Source organism: Psychrobacillus sp. NPDC058041, assembly GCF_042885655.1.
In the GTDB taxonomy this organism is placed as follows: Bacteria; Bacillota; Bacilli; order Bacillales_A; family Planococcaceae; genus Psychrobacillus.
This window is the reverse complement of sequence record NZ_JBHVRO010000014.1, coordinates 53,106-77,713: the sequence shown is the minus strand read 5'-3', so window position 1 is coordinate 77,713 and position 24,608 is coordinate 53,106. Positions and strand designations below refer to the sequence as shown.

Sequence of the window (24,608 nt, the reverse complement as noted above, 5' to 3'; positions counted from 1 at the left end):
CTAAGATGAAAGCCACATTTTGCTATTACTTTATTTGAAGCTACATTGCGTGGAAGAACCACAGCATTCAATTGTTCAACATTAGTGTTTTCAAATAGATAATTTACTAATCCTTTCACCGCTTGTGTTGTGTACCCCTTATTTCTATAATGCTTAGAAATAGAGTAAGCAACCTCTCGATTTGGTCCACTTAGTTCCTCTTTAATACCCGTATTACAGAAACCAATAAATTCATCAGTTTCTTTTAAAACAATTCCCAACTTCAGCCACCCTTCGCCTATGCTTGGGAGATTAGCTAAAAACTCTTTATTATCCGGTATCTCATAATTTGTAACCCAATCTAATCTTTGTTCTCTAGTCGAACGCCAATCTGGCAAAAATTCATAAACTTCGGGTTGTGAAGTCAGTTCATAAATAGCATCTACATCTTCTATTCTAAATTCTCTTAGTAGTATTTCACCGCAGTCTATTGTAAATAAATCGTTCATATTCATTTCCCCCCAATGTATATAACTTCCTTTGCTAAGTTGAATAATTCCTTCTTCAACTAACCTGCTTCGTTAGTTTAAGAAGAAAAAACTTTACTCCTTCTTGAAGTAAAGCACCCGTTAGTTGAACAGGAACATCAAATAACGGGTGCTTTTAAAATTCACTTTATCATTTTATTATCTTAAAATTATCTAGAGGTAAAAAGACAATTTTTGCGGTACCCAATACTTTATCCTTCGAAACAAATCCAACCATTGGGTCTCTGCTATCTGTGCTGTTACGACGATTATCGCCTAATACAAAAAAGTATCCATCTGGCACAGTTAATTCACCTAAATTTTCTTCTAATGTAAAGTCTCCAGTAAGTGTACCCTTGTCTATCAAAGCTTTTTTATATTCCTCTAAGTAGGGTTCTTCGTACCTCTCACCGTTAATAAATAGTTCATCATTTTCATAAGAGATGCGGTCACCAGGAATACCAATAATACGTTTGATATAATCAGTATCTTCTTTTGCTTCAAATACAATCACATCAAATCTTTTATACTCCATCAATTTGGGGCCGATTTTATCCACTACTACTCTGTCACCGCTTTCAAATGTAGGCATCATAGAAGCACCGTCAACTACAATAGGTGTAAATAGGAAAAATCGAATACCACATCCAAATAAAATAGCAATTCCTATTGCTTTCGCCCATTCCAATAATTCATTTTTTTCTTTTGCTTTTTTCACATTCAACACCTCTTTCTCATTTAAACACCTCAATTAACTTATTCAACCTCCCTTGAATAATACCTGCTAGTTAAACTAAACTGCTGCGTTAGTTTAAGTACAATGTTTCACAAACTAATTTTATAAAACCATTGCAACTAAAAAATAAATCTAAAAATTTATTTACAATTACTTGCACAAAAACTAAAACTCGCACATATACTAAAATATAATTGAGTAAAAATAATTTTAGTAAAAAATAATTTATCAATTGGAGGGTGTTTGAAATGAGCCTTTTAGATATTTATTTGCAAAAAAACGGAAAGAAACGGTACGATGTATTCAAAGAAACTGGAATAAGTCAGCAAATGCTCGCAAGTGTAAACAAAAAAAATGTAAGCAGTTTTTCAGTTAAAACGATACAAGCAATTGCTAAAACAGTAATGAAGAGTGAAGGTGCTGTTTTAGAAGAGTTATTACGGTTAGAACAAGAAAATGCATACTTTGAAGTATTTAATGTAGAAGATTTACTACTAGCTTTTAAAAATAAAGAAACCTATATTGTAATCAAGGGTGAGTATAAAAAGAAAATAGATAAATTTGCTGAATCACAACTTTCAGAAACAGAAACTTTAGGATTGGAATTAGGTTCTGCTGGAACAATTACTATTTTAGCAGAAGCAATTTTTCAAATAGCAAACCTATTCAGTAGTAAAGATGCTGAGCACAAGAAAATTGAAAGCCAAATCCGTAAATATAAAATTAAAAGAATAAATGAAAATGAACTACTATTGTATTTGCGTCAATTAGATTATTAATTCTTACTTGAAAACCTAGAGCATAAACAAGTTAAATTTAGTTAATAAAATATTCAAAATTACAAGCCTGTATCTTTGATTAAATTAATTGTTGATACAGGGCTTTTTTTATCACCTTGTTCAACTAACCTGCACCTTTAGTTGAATAAGAAAAAATGTTTTACTCCTTCTTGAAGTAAAGCACCCGTTAGTTGAAGAATATCACCTGTGTATAGAACCAGTTCTTGCAATAGTTACTAAGTCGTTTTCAATTGCAATATCTCCAACAATTCCATGAGGGTTAGGGATTTTTTTATATTCTTCCTCACTTATTTTCTGGCAGTCAACAATAGGTAAAGTACTATTCCCGACACTTTTATAGAATTTATCCATAAATTTTGTTGCATATTCTATTTTGTTTAACTCGTTGTTGTCCATTATTTGCTCAGAATAACTACCAACAAACTTCCAACTGTAATCAAGTATTGAAGCAATACCTGAATTTGCAATATAAGAGAAATATTTTTTCTCTATTAGTTCGTGTATATTTGAAATGTTAAGCGACTCATTAGTAAAGTAGTTTAGAAACCCAATGATAATATCATCATATTTATTTAATTTTAAATCCCCCTGTAAAACAACACCATAAGCGTATTGATTAATTTCTTTTAGGTAAATTTCAAATATTTGTCTTGGAAATATATCTCGGAATTTTTTAGGTTTGTTTTTTAGCTTTATTTTAACTTCATACGGAAGCTGTCCCCCATAAATCCTCTGGTCAAAATTAAGTGCTTTTAATATTATATTTTCTAGTCTTTCAATATCCGCTTCAGAATTAATCTGCTTAAATTCTTCAAACAATAAAGTACTAATTTTTGATATAGACGTGTTCAATAAAACCTCTCCTAATTGTCCATCTTTACATATAAAATAAAACAAATCCTTATTGAACTAACCTGCGTCGTAGTTTAATAAGAAAAAATACTTTACCCCTTCTTGAAGTAAAGCACCCGTTAGTTTACAGAAGAATCCTTCACAATCTTTAAAAATATGTAAGGTAACTCCCTATCAGACACCCAAGCCCAATTAATAAATAAATTGTTTTTGTAATCCAATATGGTAATTTATCTGTCCAACTCGTTATAAATTCAAGAATAACAGAACCACTTGTACCAAAACCTTCTTCTCTATGATTATTTTTATTGTGTCTAACCCCAAAAACAATAAATCCTACACCGAAAATTAATAATAAAATACTTTCCATATAAAATCCCTTTCTAAATTAAATCCCAGCTACCTTTTTTAAAAATCATATCGGTTCTTCTGCTAAAGCACTCGTTTCCCCATTTTTGTTAGCCAAAACTGCTTATTATCTATTCTCTTATCAGCGAGCATTTATTAATAATGAAAATTCATTATAATTCTTTATTACATTTCTCCCTATAGGGTTTAATCTATCCTCTTGATTTATAGGTAAACTTCTTTCCTTTCGATGTTGTTGAAGATATTCAGAAAATCCTTTATGTACGGCTATAACATACTGCTTTAGATTAAAAATATAATATAATATTTCATCTGTATAAGGAGCTATATGTTCAACTTGAAGGCTTGTACCATCGCTCGAGAAATAATAATAGTCATAATTTCCGTAGTAGTCCACTTTTGTTCTATTAACTTCTCTTTTATATAAATTTGAAAGTGCAAGGAATAATTCAGGTAAAGCGATAAAACCTAAACCAGAGATAAAGCTAAATTTTTGTCCATCTCCTAAAACTTCGATTCTAACATCTCCATTTGTAAAATTAATGACTACTCTACACTGATAATCTTTGTTCAAAATAATTCCACCCTTTTTATTATTTACTCACCAGTGCTTCTTCAACTATCCTGACACGTTAGTTTAAGTACATTCTTTCACAATCTTTAATCTTTATAGTGATAGTAACATAAATATCCATTTAAAAATTATCTAACCTCTAGGAAATCTATAGAGTTTAGATGATTTTTAAATGGATAATCAATCTTTTTTACAAAGCTACACTTTATTCAAGTTCAACTGGATCGAAAACAACTTTCTCTTCATTTTTCATTATAATCGGCTCGATTTTCAGTCTTTTTTGCGTTAATCCTTCTTTCAAAAACACTTCCTCCTAAATAAAAACGCACTCTACTTTTTGATTAATATAAATAGAAGCATCTTTTTTATTCATGGAAATCCAGTCCTGAACCATAAAGAAAAAGCTGCCCAAAAGAGGCAGCCGGTTCTTCTTATAATTCGACAGTTAGTTGTATTAGTTATTTACATTAGTTAATACTGTTTGTTAGGACACTTGGTCCTAACTTATTTGTTTTGGAATTTGAGAACCGCACCTTAAGCCAATAATTAAAAATAAATTGATTTATACAACTATTCCGTTTGCACAATAGTATGGTATGTCACCTTTCACACCTATTCGTTCTTGAGAGTTATGAGGCTTTCATTCGGAAATTTTTTTCGATAATGCGAAAGTGTAATTAGAGGGAAAATATATCGATAACTATGATAATGAATATATAAACTACCAGCCATTCCCTGTCCTTTTGGATAAGATGTTGTCCAGTCATCTTTATTATTATTTTCTAAAATATATTTGATGCCGGATATTATTTCTGGTGTGAGTTCGTCTTCAGCAGCAATCAGCGCATCCAATGCCCAGGCTGTATGAGTTAATGTACTTGCTCCCAATGGAACGTACTTTTTCATTTTATCACTTCTACAAGACTCTCCCCATCCTCCATCCGAATTTTGAATATCACGAAGCCATTTGACTGATCTTAGAATAGAAGGATGGTCCGATGATATTCCTGCTGCAACAAGCCCAGTTATAGCAGCCCAAGTACCGTAAATATAACATATGCCCCAACGGCCATACCACGATCCATTAGGTTCTTGATGATCGAATAACCAATTGACACCTAGCTTAATAGAGTCGTGACTCTTCCTTAAGTCAGTGAAGTTCCCGAAAAACTCCAATGTTCTTCCTGTTAAATCTGCACTTGATGGATCTGCGAGTAAATATTCAGCATCTTCAATTGGAATCATAGACAAAATGCTACTATTCACGCCTTTTTCGAATGATGGCCATCCTCCATCATCATTTTGCATTGAAAATACCCAGCTGATTCCTCTGTCCCAAGATGTATAGAATTTGTGGCTTTTAATGACAGTTTGGCAGATTGACCTTAAGGTTGCAGTAGTATCATCAATGTCAGGGTTCAATGTATTTACATTTGAGAAACCCCATCCCCCTGGAAGACTTTCTGGATTGTGTATTACCCAGTCCCCATATTTGTAATGCTGTCGTGTTAATAAAAATTGGTTTGCTTTTGTTATAACTGGATCTAAATCGGAAACACCTGCTTCTTGCATAGCATAACTAATTAAAGCTGTATTCCATACCGTTGCTGTGGTGAATTGCATATGAGTCTTCCCGTCGACTTGGCATTTCATAGACTTTAATCCGTTTAACGCATGAATGATTGTGGGATGATCTTTCTTATATCCAAGGGAAAGCAACGAGAAAATTAGCAGAAATGTCGAGCTAAAGTAACTGTATAAGGTTCCATCTGGTTCAATTCGTTCTAGCATATACTGTTTTGTCTTATCTACCGCAAGTTCCTGAATTTGGTTGGACAAACCAATTAGATCCTCAATTCTTCTTTGAAAGGATAAAAGAAAAGAACTCCATTCATACCTTGATAAATATTCTTCATCCCGCCAGTTATGGTTCACAATATATAAATCTGATATGTTTGGACTTTTATTTGTTTTAATTATGTATTTCTTATCAGCAAGAATCATGAGTGGAGCGATATTTGCCCTACCAAAGACAGAAATGTCGAAAAAATTTATCGGGAATGAGTGTGGTAATAAAACAAATTCTGTCGGGATAGTAAAAATTTTTGCCCACGAAAATTGTCCAGTCACTGCTAGAATAATTTTTGTTAGTAAATTACTTTTGTCTATTCCCCCATTTGATAAAATAAACTTCCTTGCTATTTGTATTCGTACATCATCGTGAGAACAATAACCGGAATATAGAAGAGCGTAATAAGCTTCAATCGTGGCAGCTACATTCCCGCCCTCTTCTTCATCATAAAACAGCTTCCAAGCACCATTGTCTTGTTGTTTACTTAAAATCCTATCTACTAGTTCTTTTATTAATTCTTCATCATCAATAGTTAATGAACGCAATAAAATAATCATATAGGCATCCGTTGTAATACCTGTTTCAAAAGGATAATCCCAAGTTCCTTCCTCCGATTGATCCTGCTTCAAGATGGATATAATTCGGTTAATTTCGTCTGTTATGGTACCGTTCACAACATTCGTCCTTCCTATATCATAAATTCAATACACCTAAACATATTCGATTAAATTTTAAAAAATGCTAAGAAGCAAATAAGTATCTATCAAACTACTTTTAGTTCATTAAATTCGAATCGTTCACATGAGAAGTATTCCAACAAGAACCTGTTATGTAATACAAAATTAAAAATAAACATACAAATGATCCCAAATTCAAATATGAATTGGGATCAGCTTGTTTTTGTTAATTAATGGCGCCTCGTCCTACGCGATGCCTTCATGTCCAACGAAGTTCGATGGTTCATTCTCGGAAAAAGAGTGTCTTTTTTCTAGACTTGATTAACGATTCTTGTGTATAAACTCTTCATTCTCTTTATATACTAAGAAGAAATAGATTCGGTATGGAGGAATGACTTTGAATAAAGTAGAATTTAAACAGTTTTTTGATATTGGATATAAAGAGATGATTTTCAAAGCAAATAATGATGAAACTATTATCTGTATAAAAAATACGTACTCGGTGCCTTCCTCGATGATTTCATCTTCTATAATTCATATAAATGGAACATTATTTGAAGAATCAAGATGGGCTTTCTTCTTTAAAGATCTAGTGGAAACTAGAACAAATATTAGAGAAAACGTCTATATTGTGCTAGATAGATATGAAGTAGATCCAGAAGATTTTGATGAAGAAGAATTTATTCAACACTTAATTGATGAGGCAACCGAAAAAATAGCAGAAACAGATTTAAATACTACTTTAAACGAAATGGAAGTTTATTAATGGAAAGAAGGATGCTCATACTATGTACCAAGACCCATTTCGTCATTAATGAGTCTTTGTATGAAATCTATAGATAAATTTAATGGACCTTATTTAATTTTTCTTTATCTTCCTTTAGCTGTTGTTGAAGTGACATGATAGGGTCCAAATCTCCTCTTGTTTGGATGGCCATTTGGACCGATCTTTCCGCTCGTTCAATCATGTCCTGCGCATTTTGAATAAACTGCTCTGTTGGGTTCGTTAGAGCTTGCCCTACAGCAAATGTGACATTATCTACGGAATTGTGCAATCGAGAAATAACATTATCTTCTTTCCAGCTCATTTGTGTATGATCTACCATTGGAAATTCCTCCTTAAAATCAATTGTTTCGTCTTTACTATGGCAATATCACCTCATTTTTATTCATTCGAAGTTCCCTTAATAGTTTTTATAGTTCTGGGAATAATACTTCTTGCAAGATTTTTTTAATGAAGGAGGAAACAAAGTGCCAAATACTAGCCAAAGACCGAATGATTTAGCAAATAATAAAGAAAGACTAAAGAAAACAATTAATAATATGGAAGCTGCTGAAGAAGCAATGAAATTTGCAGAAGGAAAAGAACTTTCTGCAATCAAAGAGAAGAATGAACGTCGTAAGGATAGCATTGAAGTTCTACAGAGAGAAGTAAAAGCGGAGGCTAAATCAAAAATTAACGGTTATATCTAAATTTAATACAAAATACCCCAGTAGTTCATACAACTACTGGGGTATTTTCATCCATCATTTATTCTTCAACATATACAAAAGGTATGCCTAATCCCCTTACTTTATAACTTAAACTTCCTTGAATATCCTTAACATAACTATTTTGTTTCATCGTTAACATTTCCCCATCTTTAAATAGAAATTCATAATACGATGTTTCTTTATCCTCTGGTAACTTCTCATAATAAAGTAACTTATCGAGCTCTTTCCAATCATATACCTGATTTTCATTAGAAAAAAGTGTTCGATAAGCAATTTCATCGTCTGATAAAGTTACATACGATAACGAAGCAATATAAAAAGTTAAGCCACAAAGAATAAAACAAAGAATTCCAACACTAACTGTCCACTTTCGCACATCATATAGCCATAGCAACCCACATGCAAGAACTAGGAAAAACACTCCAACACCAAATGCCACATAATTTTCTCCAGGAACATACGTAATCCAAATTTCTCTCTTATAATACAGTGTATTTACAACCGCTAAAGGTATTATTATCAAAAAAATCGGTGAAAATAGAGCAATACAAGCTCCAATTGCCATGAAAATATGCCTTCTATCATAATTTCTCATAATCATACATCCCTCCTATGTTAAATAGAAACTAAGTTCTTACGCAGAAAACCTCTTCATATACCAAATCTGACTATTCAAAAAGTTCCTAATATAATTATATACGGTAATATTTGGGTATTCAACCTTTTTCGATTAGTACCTATTTGTTGGGGTATACTGTGAAATAATTATTCAATATCAGTCTTTTCTGCTCGGAGGTGAACCGATATTAAAAACAGTTTGAGTATCTTTAGAACTGATCTTCAAAACATCTGTAGGAACTGGGTAGCCGCAATACTTATCGGCGGTTTAGTTTTTTTACCTTCCTTATATGCATGGCTAAATATTTATGCCTCCTGGGATCCTTATTCTCATACTGATCAACTCCCAGTTGCTATTGTAAATGAGGACACAGGGGCAACAGTTCGCGGAGAAAAATTAAACGTAGGAAATGAACTAGTGAACACATTGAGAGGTAATCATGACATGAAATGGTCTTTCACCTCTCGAAAAATAGCTATTGAAAAAGTAGAGTACGGTGATTATTTCGCAGTCCTAATTATTCCTTCAAATTTTTCAGAAAAACTAGCCTCTGTCGTATCTGATAATCCCGAAAAAGCAAATATTGAATACTATGTGAATGAAAAAATTAACTCCATTGCTCCGAAAATAACTGAAAAAGGTGCGAGTGTGATTGTAGAGAAAGTTAGCAGCCAATTCATCTCAACAGTTAATGGTATCATTTTTACTCTCTTTAATAACTTGGGAATTGAAATTGAAAAAGACTTGCCTGATATAAGAAAATTTGAAAGTTATGTGCTTGAAGTCCAAAAAAATTTACCTCATATACATGAATTACTTACAAGCGCACAAAATGATGTAGCATCCTCCCAAACCATTATCAATACGGCGCAATCATTTATGCCACAAGTTGAAGAAGTCACAGCTGAGGGTATTAAAACGATTGAAAGTTCCCTAACCATATTATCCAAAGCCCAAGAACGTCTAAACAGTCTGGCTCCAGTAATAGAAAATGATTTAGAGAAAATAGCAAAAATAGCAAAAAATACGAATGAATTTCTTCAGGCAGTCAAAACTGTCAAACCAAATTTTACAGAGTTGGATAACGTAAGGAAGGAACTCGACGATAAGATGGTGATCTCTATTCAAACCATCAACTCCATTGAAGAAGACCTCAATTGGTTAAATAGTATAAATCATCCAGAAACCCAAACCTCTATACCCAAAAAACAACAAGAAAAACTGACAGATGCAATTTCTAAAACAGCTGATTTAAAAGCATTTTTAAAAGAAATGCAGACGAATACAGGAGCACTAAATGAACTTATAACAACTAAAGAACAATTACCGCCAAATACTTTGCCTAACTTACAAGAAATAGCAAAGAACACCTCTATCCAATTAGATGCATTCATAAATGAATTCAAAAAGACAATCGAACCAACCATTCTCTTAGAAATAAATGATGCGCGAAATACATTACTAAACGCAAAAGGTCTTCTGACAAATATCCAGGCCACTTTACCCCAAGTAGAACTCATTTTAGGAAATACAGATGCCCATTTAAAAGATGGAAATAAAACTTTAAACTATGTAATTTCACAGTATCCATATATAAGTGATGAAGTGAATAAGTTAGCGGAGAGAATAAGAAAAGTTCAGGGAGAAACTGATATCAATGAAATTGTACGGTTACTTCGCAATAATCCGGAAGCAGAACGTAGTTTTTTTGAGGAACCTATCGTTTTAAATGAAAAAAAGCTTTTTCCTATTGCAAACTATGGCACAGGAATGACTCCTTTCTACACAGTACTTGCTATTTGGGTTGGCTGTTTACTCCTTATTTCACTACTTGCTACAGATGTTAATCAGAAAGTTATAAGCGAACGTGAAATGTACTTTGGACGGCTACTAACATTTTCAGCGATTGGTATTCTTCAAGCACTGATTGTGACTGTCGGAGATATTGTACTGTTAGGTGTGGTCATCAAAAACCCATACTGGTTCGTGCTGTTCGGATTCCTTATTAGCTTTGTTTTTATGTCCATTGTATACACACTTGTCTCAGTATTTGGAGATGTGGGAAAAGCTTTTGCAATAGTAATGCTCGTATTGCAGATTGCAGGATCTGGAGGGACTTACCCAGTAGTATTATTACCTAAGTTTTTTCAATTGATTAATCCATTCTTACCCTTCACTTATGCTGTTAGCTTAATGCGAGAAGCAGTAGGTGGCATGGTTGCGCAGCGAGTCATACAAGATATTTTATTTCTCTTATTAACTGGAATTGTATTTATATTATTTGGCATTTTCCTAAAAGAAAAAGTGAATCGAAAAACAAGAGATTTGCTAAATAAATCAAGAGAATCAGGCTTATTTCATTGAGAGTAATACTTTTTTAAGGTCCCTTGTCTACACTATTACCTAAGGAATTTTGAATCATGAAGTGACTGGATCACTTCATGATCCATTTATTTTTCCCCATAATATTGTGGGGAATGTTTTTAGTTACTTCAACACATACTGTGCCAGTACACTTTGTACTTTGTATATGTTCAGTGATTTATTGAACTTCTTTTGCACTGGAGTTGGGCTTCCCGAAAGCCAGACTTTTAACTCTGCGTCAAGATCAAATGTTCCTGCAGTTTCAATAGAAAAGTGAATAATACTTTTATAAGGTATGGAATGATATTCCACTTTCTTACCACTCATCCCTTGTTTATCAATTAATAGCAATCTTTTGTCCGTGAAAACGATTAAATCCCGAATAAGTTTATATGCATGCTCTACCTTTTCACTAGTAGCCAGCAGTTCCTCCAATTCTTTCTCCACTTTATCTAATTCTAACTCTGAGGCATTTCCCATTAATCCATCAAATAGTCCCATTGTAATTCCTCCTTTTAATTGACCGAATATCCCGATTAACATACGACCAATTATACCTATTAAATGTTGAACATCCACTCTATTGTTATATAAGTATAATTGGTAGTTTCATATACACTTTAATCACATTTATGATTACCACTGAGTATTCTATCTTATACCCTTTTAAGCCAAGGAAAGTAATTAAAATAGAAGGAGTGAATAAAAAGTGTATCCTTACTCAAATATATATTCCCATTCCCCTCATGTATTCGGTTATGGCATTCCGTACTCTCAATATACCGCTCCAGTTAGATACATTTTTAAAAAAATCCCATACTCTTATGTTAACTTCTATATAAGTAAAGCAAAAGTAGATTTTATTAGTATGAATCGACTTCTTTGGATGGAGCATGTCAACTGGACAAGAATGACGATTACTAGCATTGTATTCCATTTGCCCGATTTACAATTTGTTCAGGAACGGCTCTTAAGAAACGCAACCGATTTGGGAAATTGTATTCGGCCATATTATGGCAATAAAATTGCGGATCAATACGCTGCTTTAATTAAAGAGCATCTAGTGTTAGCAGCAGAATTAGTAACAGCTGCTGTGAAGGGAGATACTAAACAGGCGGATGAAAAAGAGAAAGCCTGGTATAAAAATGCGGATGAAATTTCAACATTCTTAAGCAATATTAACCCTTACTTAGGAATAGAAGATGTTAGAAAAATGTTTTATACACATTTGGACCTAACAAAATTAGAAGCAGTTTGTATGATTCAGAAAAATTATAAAGAAGATATTGAGGTTTTTGATAAGATTGAAGCAGAAGCCTTAGAAATGTCAGATATGATTTCAGAAGGGATTATCATGCAATTCCCTCATAAGTTTTGATGTAAAATGGAAGACCAAAATCAAATTCTTAAAACCTCATGTAGGCACTTCGAAAAGAAGTAGTACCTACATTTTTTTATTTATGTTAAGTTAGCTAATGTCCATCAAGTCCCTAACTTCTTACGCTAAGAATTCTACTCAATAATTGGATCTACAGGCTTACTTATATTGTCCTTAAATTCTATTGGCACCTGTTTCTTTTAGGAGAAGCAATTGTTCTTTTGACACCTTCCATTATGGTTCCCCACCCATCTTACTTGCTTCCTTACAGGCAGATCTAGGTCTTGAATGATTAGCTCAACCTGATCATTCAGTATATATGACTAGATTCCAATGCTAGTAGTCATTATTACATTCCCTTCTTCTTAACGCACTAATTGATAAACTATCATACAATAATCCTTATTGTTAGTATATCCTTGTTCATTTACTCTACCTATTTCCACGAAATCGCATTTCTCTAATAGAGAGATAGATGGCCTATTGTTCTCCTCTGTATAAGCTTGTATCTTCTCTAAGTTCATAACTTCAAAACCATATTCAATTACACGTAATAATGATTCTCTCATCAACCCTTGACCTTGATATGCAGGGATAATTCCATAACCTAGTTCCCCACTTTTTTCTTCCTTGTTTAGGTTCCAAATGCTTATAGTTCCTATCACCTTTTTTGTTTGTTTATGTTCAATTGCCCAAATAATCCATTTCTTTTCATCGGTACCTTGATTCATCTTTTCCATATAGGCAATGGTTTCATCAATATTTCCATCTACTTTTGTATCTGTAAATGTATGCATACTTGAATCTTTTCTCATGGCATATAAATCCGATTCGTCATTTTGTTCTATTCTTCTTAGTAAAAGATTCTTTGTCTCCAAGTTAGGAAAAGAAGTGTAATTTATCATAGCCGCACCGTCTTTCTTCGAAAGTAGTATTTTTACTTTATCTGCTCTTTAATACCTTTTATAATAATTTGTAAACCTGCTAAAAAGTTATGTTCATCATTCATCTTCCCTTTTGGAGAGAGTATGTGTTTATACACATATGGTATTTCTTCTCTTGTAATAGAAGTAATGGCTTTCGAAAATTGCTTACCGATCTCTTCTAGGCCAATTTTTTCTACCATTCTTTTTTGTTTTTGTTCATCTAATGCATAGGAAGTAACGTAATTATTAATAAGGCTAACTGTTAAAAACACTTTATCCTCCGGAAAATTTGCACGGTGAAAGATTTCCAATGTTTTATTAATCAAATGCAGTCTCATAGGAGTAGTAGGTAGTGTATCCATCATAATTTCTGCCCCATCCGAAATGGATAACATAACACTTCTAAGTTCAAGTGATAATAGAATAACCTCCTCTTCCCAATTGTCTGTAGGGCTTGGAAACTTAATTTGAGAGGAAATATGTTCGGATAGTAGTTGAAGCAATTCCTGCTTGTTTTTTATATACCAATAAAGAGCAGGGGCTTGAACATGAAGTTTTGCTGCAATATTTCTCATTGTCAGTTGGGATAATCCCTTCTCATGTAATAGTTCTAATGCTACTTCTATTATACTTTCTTTATTTACCTTCTTTTTAGTCACTACTATCACCTCGATACAATCATTGTACAGCCTTTTCTCCATACTTTCTTTACATATATATTTAACGGTGTTAAACTACAAAATATCAATTTAGGGGGTTAGGCAATAAATGAAGAGTGAAACAAAGGTCAAGCCTGTTATGGCGGCACTATTGTTAGGAATATTTATGGCTTCTTTGGATAACACCATTGTCGCTACAAGTATGGGTTCAATTATTGGCGATTTAGGTGGCATGGACAAATATGTATGGGTTACATCCGCTTACCTAGTTGCAGAGATGGCAGGAATGCCGATATTCGGAAAACTATCCGATATGTACGGTCGCAAGAAATTTTTTATCTTCGGAATAATGTTATTTTTAATCGGCTCGATACTGTGTGGGACTGCCCAATCCATGGTTCAATTGTGTATTTTCCGTGCCATTCAAGGAATTGGCGGTAGTGCACTAATGCCAATTGCTTTCACTATTATTTGGGATGTTGTCCCTAGTGAGTCACGAGGAAAGATGAGCGGGTTATTTGGAGCGGTATTCGGGTTATCCAGTATAGCAGGTCCTTTATTAGGCTCATTTATTACAGATCATATTCATTGGCGTTGGATTTTTTACATTAACATCCCAATTGGTCTCCTTGCTTTAGGTCTTATCACTTTATTTTATAATGAGTCCAAAACACATACTCGTCAAATTATTGATTGGGCTGGTGCCATATTCCTTGTAAGCTTCTCTGTATCTCTTATGTTCGCACTTGAATTAGGTGGAGATACGTACAGCTGGAGCTCATGGCAAATTATCTCTTTATTTATCATTTCAATTGTTTGTTTTGTTGCATTTTTAATCATAGAAAAATACGCGGAAGATCCCATTTTACCCTTTGATTTATTCAAAGAACGTTTATATACTACTAGTGTTTTAACCGGAATGTTCTATGGTGGCGTATTTATGGTTTCTACTATTTATATCCCGCTCTATATTCAAGGTGTAACAGGTGGAAGTGCTACGAACTCAGGCCTATTACTGTTACCGATGATGGTAACATCCAGTGTAGGAGCAGCCACAGGTGGTGCTTTGGCTAATAAGTTTAGCTATCGATCTATTATGATCGTTTCGAGTATTCTCCTTGGAGCTGGGGCAATTTTACTTGGAACTTTAGAGCCTTCCACTCCTCGTTGGATGTTAACTATCTATATGATGATAGTAGGACTTGGTGTTGGTCCTTCCTTTTCGATTCTTGGTATGTCTGCTATTCAAAAAGCTCTTCCTCAACAAAGAGGTAGCGCCAGTTCAACGAGTAGTTTCTTACGCGCTTTAGGAATGACACTTGGTATTACCATTTTTGGCGTAATACAAAGAAATAGTTTTATTTCAGGATTACCAGAGTCATTTAAACAAAATGTGGTTGGCAGTAATAGTCGTGCTATTTTATCTCCGGAATTACGCACTAAAATTCCTGCCGATGTTTTAAAGCAAATTACAGAAGTTTTATCTAACTCTCTTACTACTACATTTTTATGGACACTTATCCCTCTTGCGGTTGCATTTGTTTTTATAATCTTAATGAGCAAAGAGAAACTATCTGATTCACAGATGTTTCAGGATAAATAAATTACACTAAAAACAGAAAAGGTTCCAGAACAAGATTAATTTGTTCTGGAACCTTTTATTTGTTCTCCCTATTTTCCTTTACAGGCGGAAAAAATCTTGCTTTCTTCAACTTAGAATAGTGAGCGATTGGACCATTCACATTGTCATTACTGTTTAAAAACGATGCCATTGAATTCTTAAATATTGTGCAAGTAACGTTTTGCAAAACCCAAGGTGAATGACTAATATAGACACGAAACAAATTATCTTTCGTTTTTGTCCACAAATAATACCGTTCCGTCAGCCATCGCTCGAAGAGATTACTTTCAATTCTACCAGGTATCGGTTTAAATGTTGTAACAAGTACCTCCGGAACTGATTTTCCTTCTCTATATCTACTATGAACCGTAAATGTATTCTTACTTTGCTTTAAACTAATCTCCGCATAGCGAAAAGGTAAAAAGCCTCCCATTCTCATCAATTTAACAATCAAAGGATTATTCGCATCTAAACTAAAGAAGTATACTCCGACTCTCCCCTGAAATGTGACGTACGTACGAAAGTTAAGCTCTAAAAAAGAACTAAATCCGAGTATAGGAGGAGTGAGTCTTGGCCGATTCCCTTTTACTTTGAAAAATACTAAGCCAATCCATGCACTTCCATTATAAAGGTCCAATTCTAGTTCAAAGGGAATATGTTCAATCAAATCGTCCGGAGAAACTGGCCAATGGAGAAATAAGATATTATGCCATTCTTGCGTCATTATCCACTGGTTGTTATACATAGGTTGCCTTCTTCCTTAAGGATACTACTACAAAGTATCTCCACTGGATAGCAAATTCAAACTTTCAGAAGATATCCACCATATAGTTTTCAAATGCACCCCTTCTGAAAAAATCAAAATATTTCCATTCAATATATATTTATCTATTTTAATGTCAATCTTTCAAACTTATTTACAATTTGGTTAACAAACGTTGAACTTTTGTACATATCTTCATGAACTTTTTGTGAAGGCAGTTTCTTTCCATGGTTTTTAAAAAGGTGTGGGAATAAGATAGAGGCAGATTGTAAAACGTCTATCAATAATTTGGCTTTCTATGAAATACAACTTTATTAAAATAATTCGAGAGGGGTACAACTATGAAATTGAAAATGAAATGGGCTCTATTTACAATGTTTCTCACTGTAGCCACTGTGCTGTCTGGTTGTGAACCATTATTAGTATTAGATCCGAAAGGTCCACAGGCGGAAGCACAAGCACATGACATCATGTTTTCCATTTGGATGATGTCTGGTATTGTAATTGTCGTTTTCGCGATTTTAATATTTATCTTGATTAAATATCGTGCTTCTAAACAAAGTGAAGATTATGAGCCACCACATATTGAGGGAAACCATATTGTAGAAGCAATTTGTGTAGGAATTCCAATTATTATCGTAGTTATTCTGTCTATAGTTTCTGTCAGAAGTAACTATGAAGTAGAGGCAGTTCCAGTAAAATATGAGGATCAAAAACCATTAGTTATTTATGCTTCATCTTCCAACTGGAAGTGGCACTTTAGTTACCCAGAAGAAAACATCGAGACTGTTAACTATTTATATATTCCAGAGAAACGTCCTATTGAATTTAAACTTTATTCATATGGACCAATCACTAGCTTTTGGATTCCACAACTTGGCGGTCAAAAATATGCAATGTCTGACATGGTCACAACATTACACTTAGCAGCTGACGCAGAAGGCGAGTTTGATGGACGAAATGCAAACTTTAGTGGTGAAGGATTTGCACAAAATACGTTCCAAGTTACTTCCATGTCCCAAGCTGACTTTGATGACTGGGTAAAAGAAGTACACGAAACAGCTAAACCACTTACAAAAGAAAAGTTTGAAGAATTATTGAAACCGGGTCATTTGGGGCGTTCCACTTATAACGGAACTCACTTAGAATTCTCACCAGCTCCAGAACACCAAGGTATGTCGGATATGTCTGATATGTCCGATATGCCGGGTATGTCTGATTCACATGATCAAAAATCACATGAGGAATCTGAACACTCTCACCATTAATTTTGGTTTACAAGTTTAACTTTAGCTCATTTTTTGAGCAGCACTATATTCCCGAAAGGAGTTTCAAAAGTATGGATTTCTTTAAACAATTCGCAGTACCACATCCAAGCTTTTTAATATACGCATCCATGGTTGGCATTGGTCTTACTATGGTTGCAATCGTTATAGGAATTACCTATTTTAAAAAATGGGGGTACCTTTGGAGAGAATGGTTAACAACTGTTGACCATAAACGAATTGGTATTATGTATTTGTTATCTGCTTTGCTAATGCTTTTCCGAGGCGGCGTAGATGCTATTATGATGCGTGCTCAACTAGCATTACCTGATAACACCTTGCTAGATTCTGAGCATTATAACGAAGTTTTCACGACACATGGGGTTGTCATGATTCTGTTTATGGCAATGCCATTTATAATGTTTTTCTTTAATTTCCTTGTTCCTTTACAAATAGGAGCTCGTGATGTAGCGTTTCCACGCTTAAATGCGATAAGTTTTTGGTTATTCTTTATGGGGATGGGATTATTCAACCTATCCTTCATTATAGGTGGTTCACCTGATGCGGGATGGACTTCTTATTTCCCACTAGCGGGTAATGAGTTTAGTACATCTGTTGGTACAAACTATTATATGATTGCCATACAAATAGCCGGTCTCGGTACTTTAATGACTGGTATTAACTTTATGACGACGATTCTAAAAATGAGAGCACCTGGTATGTCTCTAATGAAAATGCCAATGTTCACATGGTCTGCGTTTATTGCCAATGTTATTATCGTTTTCGCTTTCCCTGTATTAACAGTAGCACTTGCAATGGGAACGATGGATCGACTATTCGGAACAAACTTCTTTACAACCGCTAACGGTGGTATGGATATGATGTGGGCGAACTTGTTCTGGGTTTGGGGTCATCCCGAAGTGTATATCTTAATCTTGCCTGCATTTGGTCTTTACAGTGAAATTATATCCACTTTTGCACGCCGTAATTTATATGGTTATAAGTCAATGGTTGCATCAATGGTTATTATCTCTCTATTATCATTTTTTGTATGGGCCCACCATTTCTTTACAATGGGTCAAGGTCCAGTATCAAATAGTATTTTCTCGATTACTACAATGGCGATTGCCGTTCCTACCGGAGTTAAGATGTTTAACTGGCTGTTCACACTCTGGAAAGGGAAAATTGTATTTACTACCCCGATGCTATACTCTATACTCTTCATTCCTTTGTTCACATTAGGTGGAGTTACAGGAGTTATGCTTGCAATGTCAGCAGCTGACTATCAATATCATAATACGATGTTTTTAGTGGCTCACTTCCACAATGTAATTATACCGGGTGTAGTTTATGCGATGCTTGCAGGTCTCACTTACTATTGGCCAAAATTGTTTGGCTTTATGTTGAATGAAAAAATCGGTAAATGGACAGTTTGGTTACTTTCCATCGGCTTTGTCTTAGCCTTTATTCCAATGTATATTACTGGTTTAGATGGTCAAGCACGTCGTATGTATACTTACTCTGAATCAACAGGATTTGGTCCGTTGAATATGGTTGCATTCTTCGGTGCAGGCTTGATGGCGGTAGGTTTTGTCTTACTTGTTTACAACATTTACTACAGTACACGTTATGCTTCAAGGGATATTAGTAATGATCCATGGGATGCACGTTCTCTTGAATGGGCAACACATACGCCAGTACCAGAGTATAATTTTGCGATTACGCCAAAAGTTAATTCAACTCAAGCATTTTGGGATTCTAAGAAAAATGGTCATGAATTATTTCCAGGTAAACTAGAAAAAATTCATATGCCAAATAATAGTGGATTACCATTCATTATGGGCTGTTTCTTCTTTGTCTTTGGATTTGCAATGGTATTCAGCATGTGGCCAATTGTCATTATATCGTTAATCGGCTTATTAGCTTGTCTAGCTTACCGGTCATTTGAGAAAGATCACGGACGATACATCTCCGTTGAAGAAATTGAAGAAACCGAAACAAAATTGCGAGGTGCTAAAAAATGAAGATAGATAACTCGCTTCCACTGGAATATAGTACGGAAGAAAATAGCTTAAAAGTATTGGGCTTTTGGATTTTTCTAGGTGCGGAAATAATGCTCTTTGCAACTCTTTTTGCAACCTATTTTACAATGGTTCACCGTACAGGCAATGGTCCTACTGGAGCTGAAATCTTTGAAATTACACCAGTATTAATGGAAACAATCTTACTATTAACTAGTAGTTTTACAATTGGTCTTGGAATTCACGCCATGCGTATCGGCAACAAAAAAGCGACGATGGCATTCTTTTTAATCACACTTCTTCTTGGAGCAGGATTTTTAAGCTTTGAAGTCTCTGAGTTCATTCACTACGTTCATGTAGGGGCAACACTACAAACTAGCGGATTTACTGCTATCCTGTTAACTACACTAGGAACTCATGGATTGCACGTAACATTTGGTTTCTTTTGGGGATTATTTATCCTATTACAAATTAAAAAGCGTGGTTTAACTCCTGAAACAGCCAATAAATCATTTATCTTCTCACTTTATTGGCATTTCTTAGATGTAGTTTGGATTTTCATCTTTAGCTTCATCTACTTGAAAGGAATGATGTAATTATGAAAGAATTATTCCCTTTAAAACAAGTAATGGGCTTTATCGCTTCGCTAGTTCTTACTGCAGTGGCACTTGTAGTTTACTTTACTGATATGTCATTCGCAGTAGGTATGACAGTTCTTCTTCTAACAGCATTTATACAGGCTGGCCTCCAGCTAGTTGTATTTATGCATGCAGGTGAGACTAATGATAAAAAATCTATCTACGCAAACGTATATTACGGTTTACTTATTGCGCTAGTTACCATTTTCGGAACATTAATGGCAATGGTTTGGGATATGTAAACAGGAAAACTAAAAGAGGGCGTCTTTTTAGGCGCTCTCTTTTTTCATTTTCTAGAGTTTGTCACCATTTCTTCTGAAGCAACTAGAAATAGACCAATTAAAAAAATGAAAACTGATCCCATTACTGTTCCGATACCAACACCAATAGCAGCATTATTATCACTTATAAAAATCCCGTACAAGAAGATAGCTACTCCTAAAGAAAGTAATGTGGCACCTGCAAATCTTGTAGCATTTAACATATTCTTATATTTTTCCACTTTGACCATCCTCCTTTTTTATATATTATTCATCTTGTTCACAAAATTGTCAAATACTCTTTTATATTTATATATATTATTCTTTACACGTGAAAAAGTAATGGATAATTTGAATTTTTTCAAAAGTTTTCTTTTTATCTTCATACTGAAGACTACTGGATACTATTGTATTGCACTCGATTAATAAATAAAGAGAAAAAATGCAGACCCACGCATGAAGCTTGTGAAGGTACTAAAGAAAAGCGCAAGCACCATTTAAGTACAAAACTCTATTTTCAATAGTTTCCGGAGCGCTTTGGACAGTCTTGAGCTAAATCGTTACCGAAAGCTCTGGAAGAGGCAGGCCGTGACTAACGTCACGACCTGCCTCTCTTTTCGATAATCTTATGGCTGTGGTCTGTCCGTCGCTCTCCTACAACTTTAGGAATAGGTTTAAATCCTTTTTGTATAATGAAAGAAAAGATACTTTCTTACTCATATAGGAAACTCCCGAAGATACAATTTCGGGAGTTATTTCAATTCTTTATTGCATGTAAGCTTCCTATTTTTCATCGGCGTATCCCTTCATAAAAGTTTACCTTTAGTTAATTGCAGCCGAAATTAGCTTTTCATGTCTCTAAAAAAATTGCTGCATAGTCTATGACTTTATTAACCTGGTGGTAAATCCTCACCAAAGATGGATACGCTTTGTCTATCAGATACGAACTCATGGCCGTTCCACTTTAGTACATTTTCTATGTATCCTAATCCATCTGCATGGTATCTTCCAGCGATTTCTTGAAAAGCAATAAGTTCGTAGGTTCCTTCCCTTGCAAAGTCAATTGGATAAAGACCACCAATTGGATCTACCCATCCTGTTATTGGCTGTTTCAATGTTCCATCCTCGTTATAAATCTCTGTTAAATATTCTTTTCCTTTATAAATTAAATCCAGTAAATACAACTTTTTTGGGATTGAGCTTATGACTGTTGCTTTGTATTGATTTTGGAAATTGACATCATACTTGGTGCGTTCATTATATTCATCCGCATTAAATATTTGGCGCATTTTTCCTTCCATAAAAGAAAAGATGTATGCATATATTATGCCGCCGCTCCCCCCTGTATCTATAACAACGAGTATGTCTTCTATATAGTCTCCTGTAAAATTACCAAGAAATATCGTAGGGTTATAACCCGCATTTTCTTTGAGAGGAATTCTTTCAAGAAGGTTAGCTTTTTCATTGGAAATTACGAGGGTAATATTTTGCCAAAAGGGGCTTTCATCTGTCTTTTTACCTGTAAGGTAAATTGTGTCCATGAAACCTTGACCAGTTACATTCCCTCTTTTTTTGTCTATTACTTCTTGATTGTTAGACCTATCAACTTTTAAACAACTTAATATTTGTTGTTTAATGTCTATTAGTTTTTGGCGGGACGGGTAAGGAGAAGCAAAGGAAAGTGTTTTCTCAATTGAATCTAGACTTTGCTCCAAATCCCCAGCCTTCTTTTGCGCATCCGCTAAATAGTACCAGTAATAGGGGTAATCATTTGTTTGCAATAATTTTTTATAGTATGCTTCTACTTTTTTAAAATAATACGGGTAGACATCTTTTGCTTGAACAAGCTTCCCTTTACTATATCGATACACGTTTACTTTATAGGCTTCACCCGTATCATGTATCCAAATTGCAACTTCATACAGTCCGTCCCGTCCATGCTTTCCAGGCATGTCTTCAACTTCTAATTTACTATAGACAATACTGCTCTTAGTTAATCCAACAAATCCATTTTTCGTCCACTTTAATAGATTTAATTCAGACCACAGGCTACCTATCTGCCAACCAACAATTAAGGTATTTGTCCCATTATCCGTGATTGGTGCTGCCATTAAATCTGATACACCGTATCCATTTCCTCTTATATGAATGAAAGGATGCCATAGATTATTCATTATTTTTAAACCCAATAGATAGTTTTGTTCTTTATATTTATATGCTCCAAATAATTCTTCTATATTATCTCCATCAATATCTGCGACCAATATGGCGGGTCTCTTTTGGGGATGCTGCAATTCGAGTATAGTTGCCTCTTGTGGTAAGAAGGTTTTTATCATATTCACATAATCTCTCATTGTACACCCCTTTTAAAATAGCATATGATTTGAAAAGAAGGACTACACATGAATAAGCTTTCTTCCCTTATTACCTTTAACATATGGTATTACGAAACATTCAATACATGTAATTGAGATAACTTTTTATATTCTGAAGGAGGTTTTAGCTTTGCAAAAGCTTGATTTTGAACCATCATGGGATAAAACCTTATCTAGTAAAGATCGAAAAGAAATTGAGAAGATTTTTCTTGAAACAAATAGAGTGCATTTTTCTAATGTTCGGCTTGTTCCAATTAGACAAGCATTTAACCATAAAAAAGAATTATTAGTTACAGTGTTAATCCATAATTTTACTGAGAATTTTTTTATTTTTAGTAAAAAAAGAATAGCTTATGTGGAAAACAGTGAAATCATTGCGGAAAATACTTTTACACTTCCTACTCTTTTTATTCAACCTAAAACTAGTATGCCATGGACTTTTATTTTTCCAGAGGAATGTTTAAAGAAGAATTTAACGCTTGAAAATGGTCGTTTAGAAATAATGTAATTTTTTTTTTAATTTGCATACATTAATAATTATTTTCGAACCATGTTAAAAAGGCATCAAAATAGTTTAGATGGGAGGTTATAATTTTGACAAGAGAAAATCATCAAGGAGCTAGCAATAATAAAGGTTCTATGGCTAAAAATCCAAGTAGTAAGAAAGAAGAGATTTCTCTCGAATTAGCTGAGCTAGGTAATTTAAAACCAAAGATAGGAAAGATGACTCCAAACCGAAGAGAGAAAAGTGAAGAAGAAAAGTCATACTAAATTAAACTTTATCAGTTTGGGGCACAATTCCTGTGCCCCAAACTGCATCATTCATATGAAATAATTTATACCAAAACCCTGTACCTTTCCAATTGTGTATAATACATGTAAAGAATGTGTATACAGTTAGGATGTGTGCGAATGGATCCAAATGAAAAACAGCTTAAGGATGAATGGAATAACGAAAATATTGGTGAAGAAATAGATGAAGAGTTTTTAGAATTTGTGTTAGAAGCTCAACGAGAAGCCCTTCTTGACGACGCTCAAGAAAAAATAAGTCGCAAATCTAAACGACCTTTTCCTAAATGGATATTCTATTTTATGGCTACTATACTATTCGTTAATACCTTTGCGGCTATCTTTTCAATATATTCAATTCCTGCCATAGAATTCTTAAAAACTTCTGCTAAATTATCATCTCAAGATGATATTACTAGTTTTAAAAAGGCCGTTGTCGTTGTTTTAACAGATGGCAGCAAAGGAACTGGCTTTTCCATTTCAAGTGAAGGAAAAATATTAACAAATTATCATGTCGTAGAAGGACATAAGACAGTAACGGTTGGGTTTCCAGATGATCGTCGTTTCAAAGCTAAAGTTGTAGACACATATCCTTCAGTTGATCTTGCGGTATTAGATATAAATGGTGAAGATTTACCCTATTTAGATCTAGCCGAACAAACGATTTTTGAAGAAGGAGATCCCGTTAACTTTATAGGCAATCCTCTAAGCTTCACGGGCATCGCAAATGAAGGAAAAGTTATAGATTATATCCAGTTAAGCGATTGGAAAGAGCCTGTCGTTATGATGAAGGCCCCCGTTTACCGCGGAAATAGTGGCAGCCCAGTTTTGAATACAAATGGGCAAGTAATAGGTGTAATTTTTGCTACATTGGATCATGATACGTACGGTAGAGTAGGTTTATTTATACCGATTGACGAGTATTACAAACAGCAAAATGGAACTAATTAAAGCTATGTAAATGACCGCAAGAGACTTACTTACGGTCTTTTTTGAATTACATTTACTTGAATAAAACTTATTATAGGCATCCAATTACCGGCACAATTGTATGCCTAACTTTTATTTTT

Annotated in this window: 27 protein-coding genes; 13 read left to right on the top strand and 14 right to left on the bottom strand. The window is 34.2% G+C overall.

Annotation, left to right across the window (positions count from 1 at the left end; genetic code table 11):
• Together ACFVR1_RS17825 and lepB are read right to left on the bottom strand one after the other, a co-directional pair.
• On the bottom strand, nucleotides 1-488 hold a 488-nt coding region (locus ACFVR1_RS17825), incomplete at its 3' end, for a GNAT family N-acetyltransferase (protein WP_387585959.1).
• 169 nt (nucleotides 489-657) lie between these two features.
• Nucleotides 658-1,224 (bottom strand): signal peptidase I, encoded by a 567-nt coding sequence (lepB, locus tag ACFVR1_RS17820; protein ID WP_387585958.1) that lies wholly within the window; start codon nucleotides 1,222-1,224, stop codon nucleotides 658-660.
• Nucleotides 1,225-1,490: 266 nt separating this feature from the next.
• On the opposite strand from lepB, the gene ACFVR1_RS17815 reads away from it, so the two are divergent.
• Complete coding sequence (locus tag ACFVR1_RS17815; RefSeq protein ID WP_387585957.1) at nucleotides 1,491-2,021, top strand: hypothetical protein; 531 nt, start codon at nucleotides 1,491-1,493, stop codon at nucleotides 2,019-2,021.
• A 201-nt stretch (nucleotides 2,022-2,222) separates the two neighbouring features.
• Here the strand turns inward: ACFVR1_RS17815 and ACFVR1_RS17810 are convergent, their stop codons facing one another.
• From ACFVR1_RS17810 to shc, 4 genes are all read right to left on the bottom strand, one after another.
• Nucleotides 2,223-2,894 carry a hypothetical protein gene (locus tag ACFVR1_RS17810; protein ID WP_387585955.1) on the bottom strand — a complete coding sequence of 224 codons (672 nt, stop codon included), beginning with the start codon at nucleotides 2,892-2,894 and terminating at the stop codon, nucleotides 2,223-2,225.
• Between the two features lie 148 nt (nucleotides 2,895-3,042).
• Nucleotides 3,043-3,264: a hypothetical protein gene (locus ACFVR1_RS17805; protein ID WP_387585954.1), complete on the bottom strand. Its 222-nt coding sequence runs from the start codon at nucleotides 3,262-3,264 to the stop codon at nucleotides 3,043-3,045.
• A 120-nt stretch (nucleotides 3,265-3,384) separates the two neighbouring features.
• Entirely contained in the window at nucleotides 3,385-3,837 is a 453-nt protein-coding gene (locus ACFVR1_RS17800; RefSeq protein ID WP_387585952.1) for a hypothetical protein, read from the bottom strand.
• A gap of 612 nt (nucleotides 3,838-4,449) precedes the next feature.
• Entirely contained in the window at nucleotides 4,450-6,363 is a 1,914-nt protein-coding gene (shc, locus tag ACFVR1_RS17795; RefSeq protein WP_387585950.1) for a squalene--hopene cyclase, read from the bottom strand.
• Nucleotides 6,364-6,763: 400 nt separating this feature from the next.
• Between shc and ACFVR1_RS17790 the strand changes: the two genes are divergently transcribed.
• Nucleotides 6,764-7,132 carry a hypothetical protein gene (locus tag ACFVR1_RS17790; protein ID WP_387585949.1) on the top strand — a complete coding sequence of 123 codons (369 nt, stop codon included), beginning with the start codon at nucleotides 6,764-6,766 and terminating at the stop codon, nucleotides 7,130-7,132.
• 79 nt (nucleotides 7,133-7,211) lie between these two features.
• On the opposite strand, the gene ACFVR1_RS17785 is transcribed toward ACFVR1_RS17790, so the two are convergent.
• Complete coding sequence (locus ACFVR1_RS17785) at nucleotides 7,212-7,472, bottom strand: hypothetical protein (RefSeq protein WP_387585948.1); 261 nt, start codon at nucleotides 7,470-7,472, stop codon at nucleotides 7,212-7,214.
• Between the two features lie 145 nt (nucleotides 7,473-7,617).
• Between ACFVR1_RS17785 and ACFVR1_RS17780 the strand changes: the two genes are divergently transcribed.
• Nucleotides 7,618-7,839, top strand: a complete 222-nt coding sequence (locus ACFVR1_RS17780) for a small, acid-soluble spore protein tlp (RefSeq protein ID WP_387585947.1) — start codon at nucleotides 7,618-7,620, stop codon at nucleotides 7,837-7,839.
• Nucleotides 7,840-7,897: 58 nt separating this feature from the next.
• On the opposite strand, the gene ACFVR1_RS17775 is transcribed toward ACFVR1_RS17780, so the two are convergent.
• The gene (locus ACFVR1_RS17775; RefSeq protein WP_387585946.1) at nucleotides 7,898-8,461 is read right to left on the bottom strand and encodes a hypothetical protein; all 564 of its coding nucleotides are present in this window, start codon (nucleotides 8,459-8,461) and stop codon (nucleotides 7,898-7,900) included.
• A 216-nt stretch (nucleotides 8,462-8,677) separates the two neighbouring features.
• Between ACFVR1_RS17775 and ACFVR1_RS17770 the strand changes: the two genes are divergently transcribed.
• Nucleotides 8,678-10,843: a YhgE/Pip domain-containing protein gene (locus ACFVR1_RS17770; protein ID WP_387585944.1), complete on the top strand. Its 2,166-nt coding sequence runs from the start codon at nucleotides 8,678-8,680 to the stop codon at nucleotides 10,841-10,843.
• Between the two features lie 123 nt (nucleotides 10,844-10,966).
• Here the strand turns inward: ACFVR1_RS17770 and ACFVR1_RS17765 are convergent, their stop codons facing one another.
• A complete protein-coding gene (locus ACFVR1_RS17765) occupies nucleotides 10,967-11,344 on the bottom strand; it encodes a PH domain-containing protein (RefSeq protein ID WP_387585943.1) in 378 nt (125 codons plus the stop codon).
• Between the two features lie 208 nt (nucleotides 11,345-11,552).
• Here ACFVR1_RS17765 and ACFVR1_RS17760 point away from each other — a divergent pair, with 208 nt between their 5' ends.
• The gene (locus ACFVR1_RS17760) at nucleotides 11,553-12,221 is read left to right on the top strand and encodes a hypothetical protein (protein ID WP_387585941.1); all 669 of its coding nucleotides are present in this window, start codon (nucleotides 11,553-11,555) and stop codon (nucleotides 12,219-12,221) included.
• A 365-nt stretch (nucleotides 12,222-12,586) separates the two neighbouring features.
• Here the strand turns inward: ACFVR1_RS17760 and ACFVR1_RS17755 are convergent, their stop codons facing one another.
• Together ACFVR1_RS17755 and ACFVR1_RS17750 are read right to left on the bottom strand one after the other, a co-directional pair.
• The gene (locus tag ACFVR1_RS17755; RefSeq protein ID WP_387585939.1) at nucleotides 12,587-13,126 is read right to left on the bottom strand and encodes a GNAT family N-acetyltransferase; all 540 of its coding nucleotides are present in this window, start codon (nucleotides 13,124-13,126) and stop codon (nucleotides 12,587-12,589) included.
• Nucleotides 13,127-13,158: 32 nt separating this feature from the next.
• Entirely contained in the window at nucleotides 13,159-13,806 is a 648-nt protein-coding gene (locus ACFVR1_RS17750; RefSeq protein WP_387585937.1) for a TetR/AcrR family transcriptional regulator C-terminal domain-containing protein, read from the bottom strand.
• A 109-nt stretch (nucleotides 13,807-13,915) separates the two neighbouring features.
• Between ACFVR1_RS17750 and ACFVR1_RS17745 the strand changes: the two genes are divergently transcribed.
• The gene (locus ACFVR1_RS17745; protein WP_387585935.1) at nucleotides 13,916-15,409 is read left to right on the top strand and encodes an MDR family MFS transporter; all 1,494 of its coding nucleotides are present in this window, start codon (nucleotides 13,916-13,918) and stop codon (nucleotides 15,407-15,409) included.
• 55 nt (nucleotides 15,410-15,464) lie between these two features.
• On the opposite strand, the gene ACFVR1_RS17740 is transcribed toward ACFVR1_RS17745, so the two are convergent.
• Complete coding sequence (locus ACFVR1_RS17740; protein WP_387585934.1) at nucleotides 15,465-16,172, bottom strand: YqjF family protein; 708 nt, start codon at nucleotides 16,170-16,172, stop codon at nucleotides 15,465-15,467.
• A 365-nt stretch (nucleotides 16,173-16,537) separates the two neighbouring features.
• Between ACFVR1_RS17740 and qoxA the strand changes: the two genes are divergently transcribed.
• The 4 genes from qoxA (at nucleotide 16,538) to qoxD (ending at nucleotide 20,356) form a co-directional block, all read left to right on the top strand.
• On the top strand, nucleotides 16,538-17,458 hold the full coding sequence (gene qoxA, locus ACFVR1_RS17735; RefSeq protein WP_387585964.1) for a cytochrome aa3 quinol oxidase subunit II: 921 nt from the start codon (nucleotides 16,538-16,540) through the stop codon (nucleotides 17,456-17,458).
• A 71-nt stretch (nucleotides 17,459-17,529) separates the two neighbouring features.
• On the top strand, nucleotides 17,530-19,479 hold the full coding sequence (gene qoxB / locus ACFVR1_RS17730; RefSeq protein ID WP_387585932.1) for a cytochrome aa3 quinol oxidase subunit I: 1,950 nt from the start codon (nucleotides 17,530-17,532) through the stop codon (nucleotides 19,477-19,479).
• The gene (gene qoxC, locus ACFVR1_RS17725; protein ID WP_387585931.1) at nucleotides 19,476-20,072 is read left to right on the top strand and encodes a cytochrome aa3 quinol oxidase subunit III; all 597 of its coding nucleotides are present in this window, start codon (nucleotides 19,476-19,478) and stop codon (nucleotides 20,070-20,072) included. The genes qoxB and qoxC overlap by 4 nt, the downstream gene beginning before the upstream one ends.
• Nucleotides 20,073-20,074: 2 nt before the next feature.
• Complete coding sequence (gene qoxD, locus ACFVR1_RS17720; RefSeq protein WP_387585929.1) at nucleotides 20,075-20,356, top strand: cytochrome aa3 quinol oxidase subunit IV; 282 nt, start codon at nucleotides 20,075-20,077, stop codon at nucleotides 20,354-20,356.
• A 44-nt stretch (nucleotides 20,357-20,400) separates the two neighbouring features.
• Here qoxD and ACFVR1_RS17715 read toward each other — a convergent pair whose 3' ends face one another.
• Both ACFVR1_RS17715 and ACFVR1_RS17710 read right to left on the bottom strand, forming a co-directional pair.
• Nucleotides 20,401-20,616 (bottom strand): hypothetical protein, encoded by a 216-nt coding sequence (locus tag ACFVR1_RS17715; protein WP_387585927.1) that lies wholly within the window; start codon nucleotides 20,614-20,616, stop codon nucleotides 20,401-20,403.
• A 648-nt stretch (nucleotides 20,617-21,264) separates the two neighbouring features.
• Nucleotides 21,265-22,728, bottom strand: coding sequence for a hypothetical protein (locus ACFVR1_RS17710; protein ID WP_387585926.1), 1,464 nt, complete (start codon nucleotides 22,726-22,728; stop codon nucleotides 21,265-21,267).
• A 151-nt stretch (nucleotides 22,729-22,879) separates the two neighbouring features.
• On the opposite strand from ACFVR1_RS17710, the gene ACFVR1_RS17705 reads away from it, so the two are divergent.
• From ACFVR1_RS17705 to ACFVR1_RS17695, 3 genes are all read left to right on the top strand, one after another.
• Nucleotides 22,880-23,257: an SLAP domain-containing protein gene (locus ACFVR1_RS17705; RefSeq protein ID WP_387585924.1), complete on the top strand. Its 378-nt coding sequence runs from the start codon at nucleotides 22,880-22,882 to the stop codon at nucleotides 23,255-23,257.
• A gap of 86 nt (nucleotides 23,258-23,343) precedes the next feature.
• Entirely contained in the window at nucleotides 23,344-23,520 is a 177-nt protein-coding gene (locus tag ACFVR1_RS17700; RefSeq protein WP_387585922.1) for a hypothetical protein, read from the top strand.
• A gap of 141 nt (nucleotides 23,521-23,661) precedes the next feature.
• A complete protein-coding gene (locus ACFVR1_RS17695; RefSeq protein ID WP_387585920.1) occupies nucleotides 23,662-24,489 on the top strand; it encodes a S1C family serine protease in 828 nt (275 codons plus the stop codon).
• The last annotated feature ends 119 nt before the right edge of the window (nucleotides 24,490-24,608 follow it).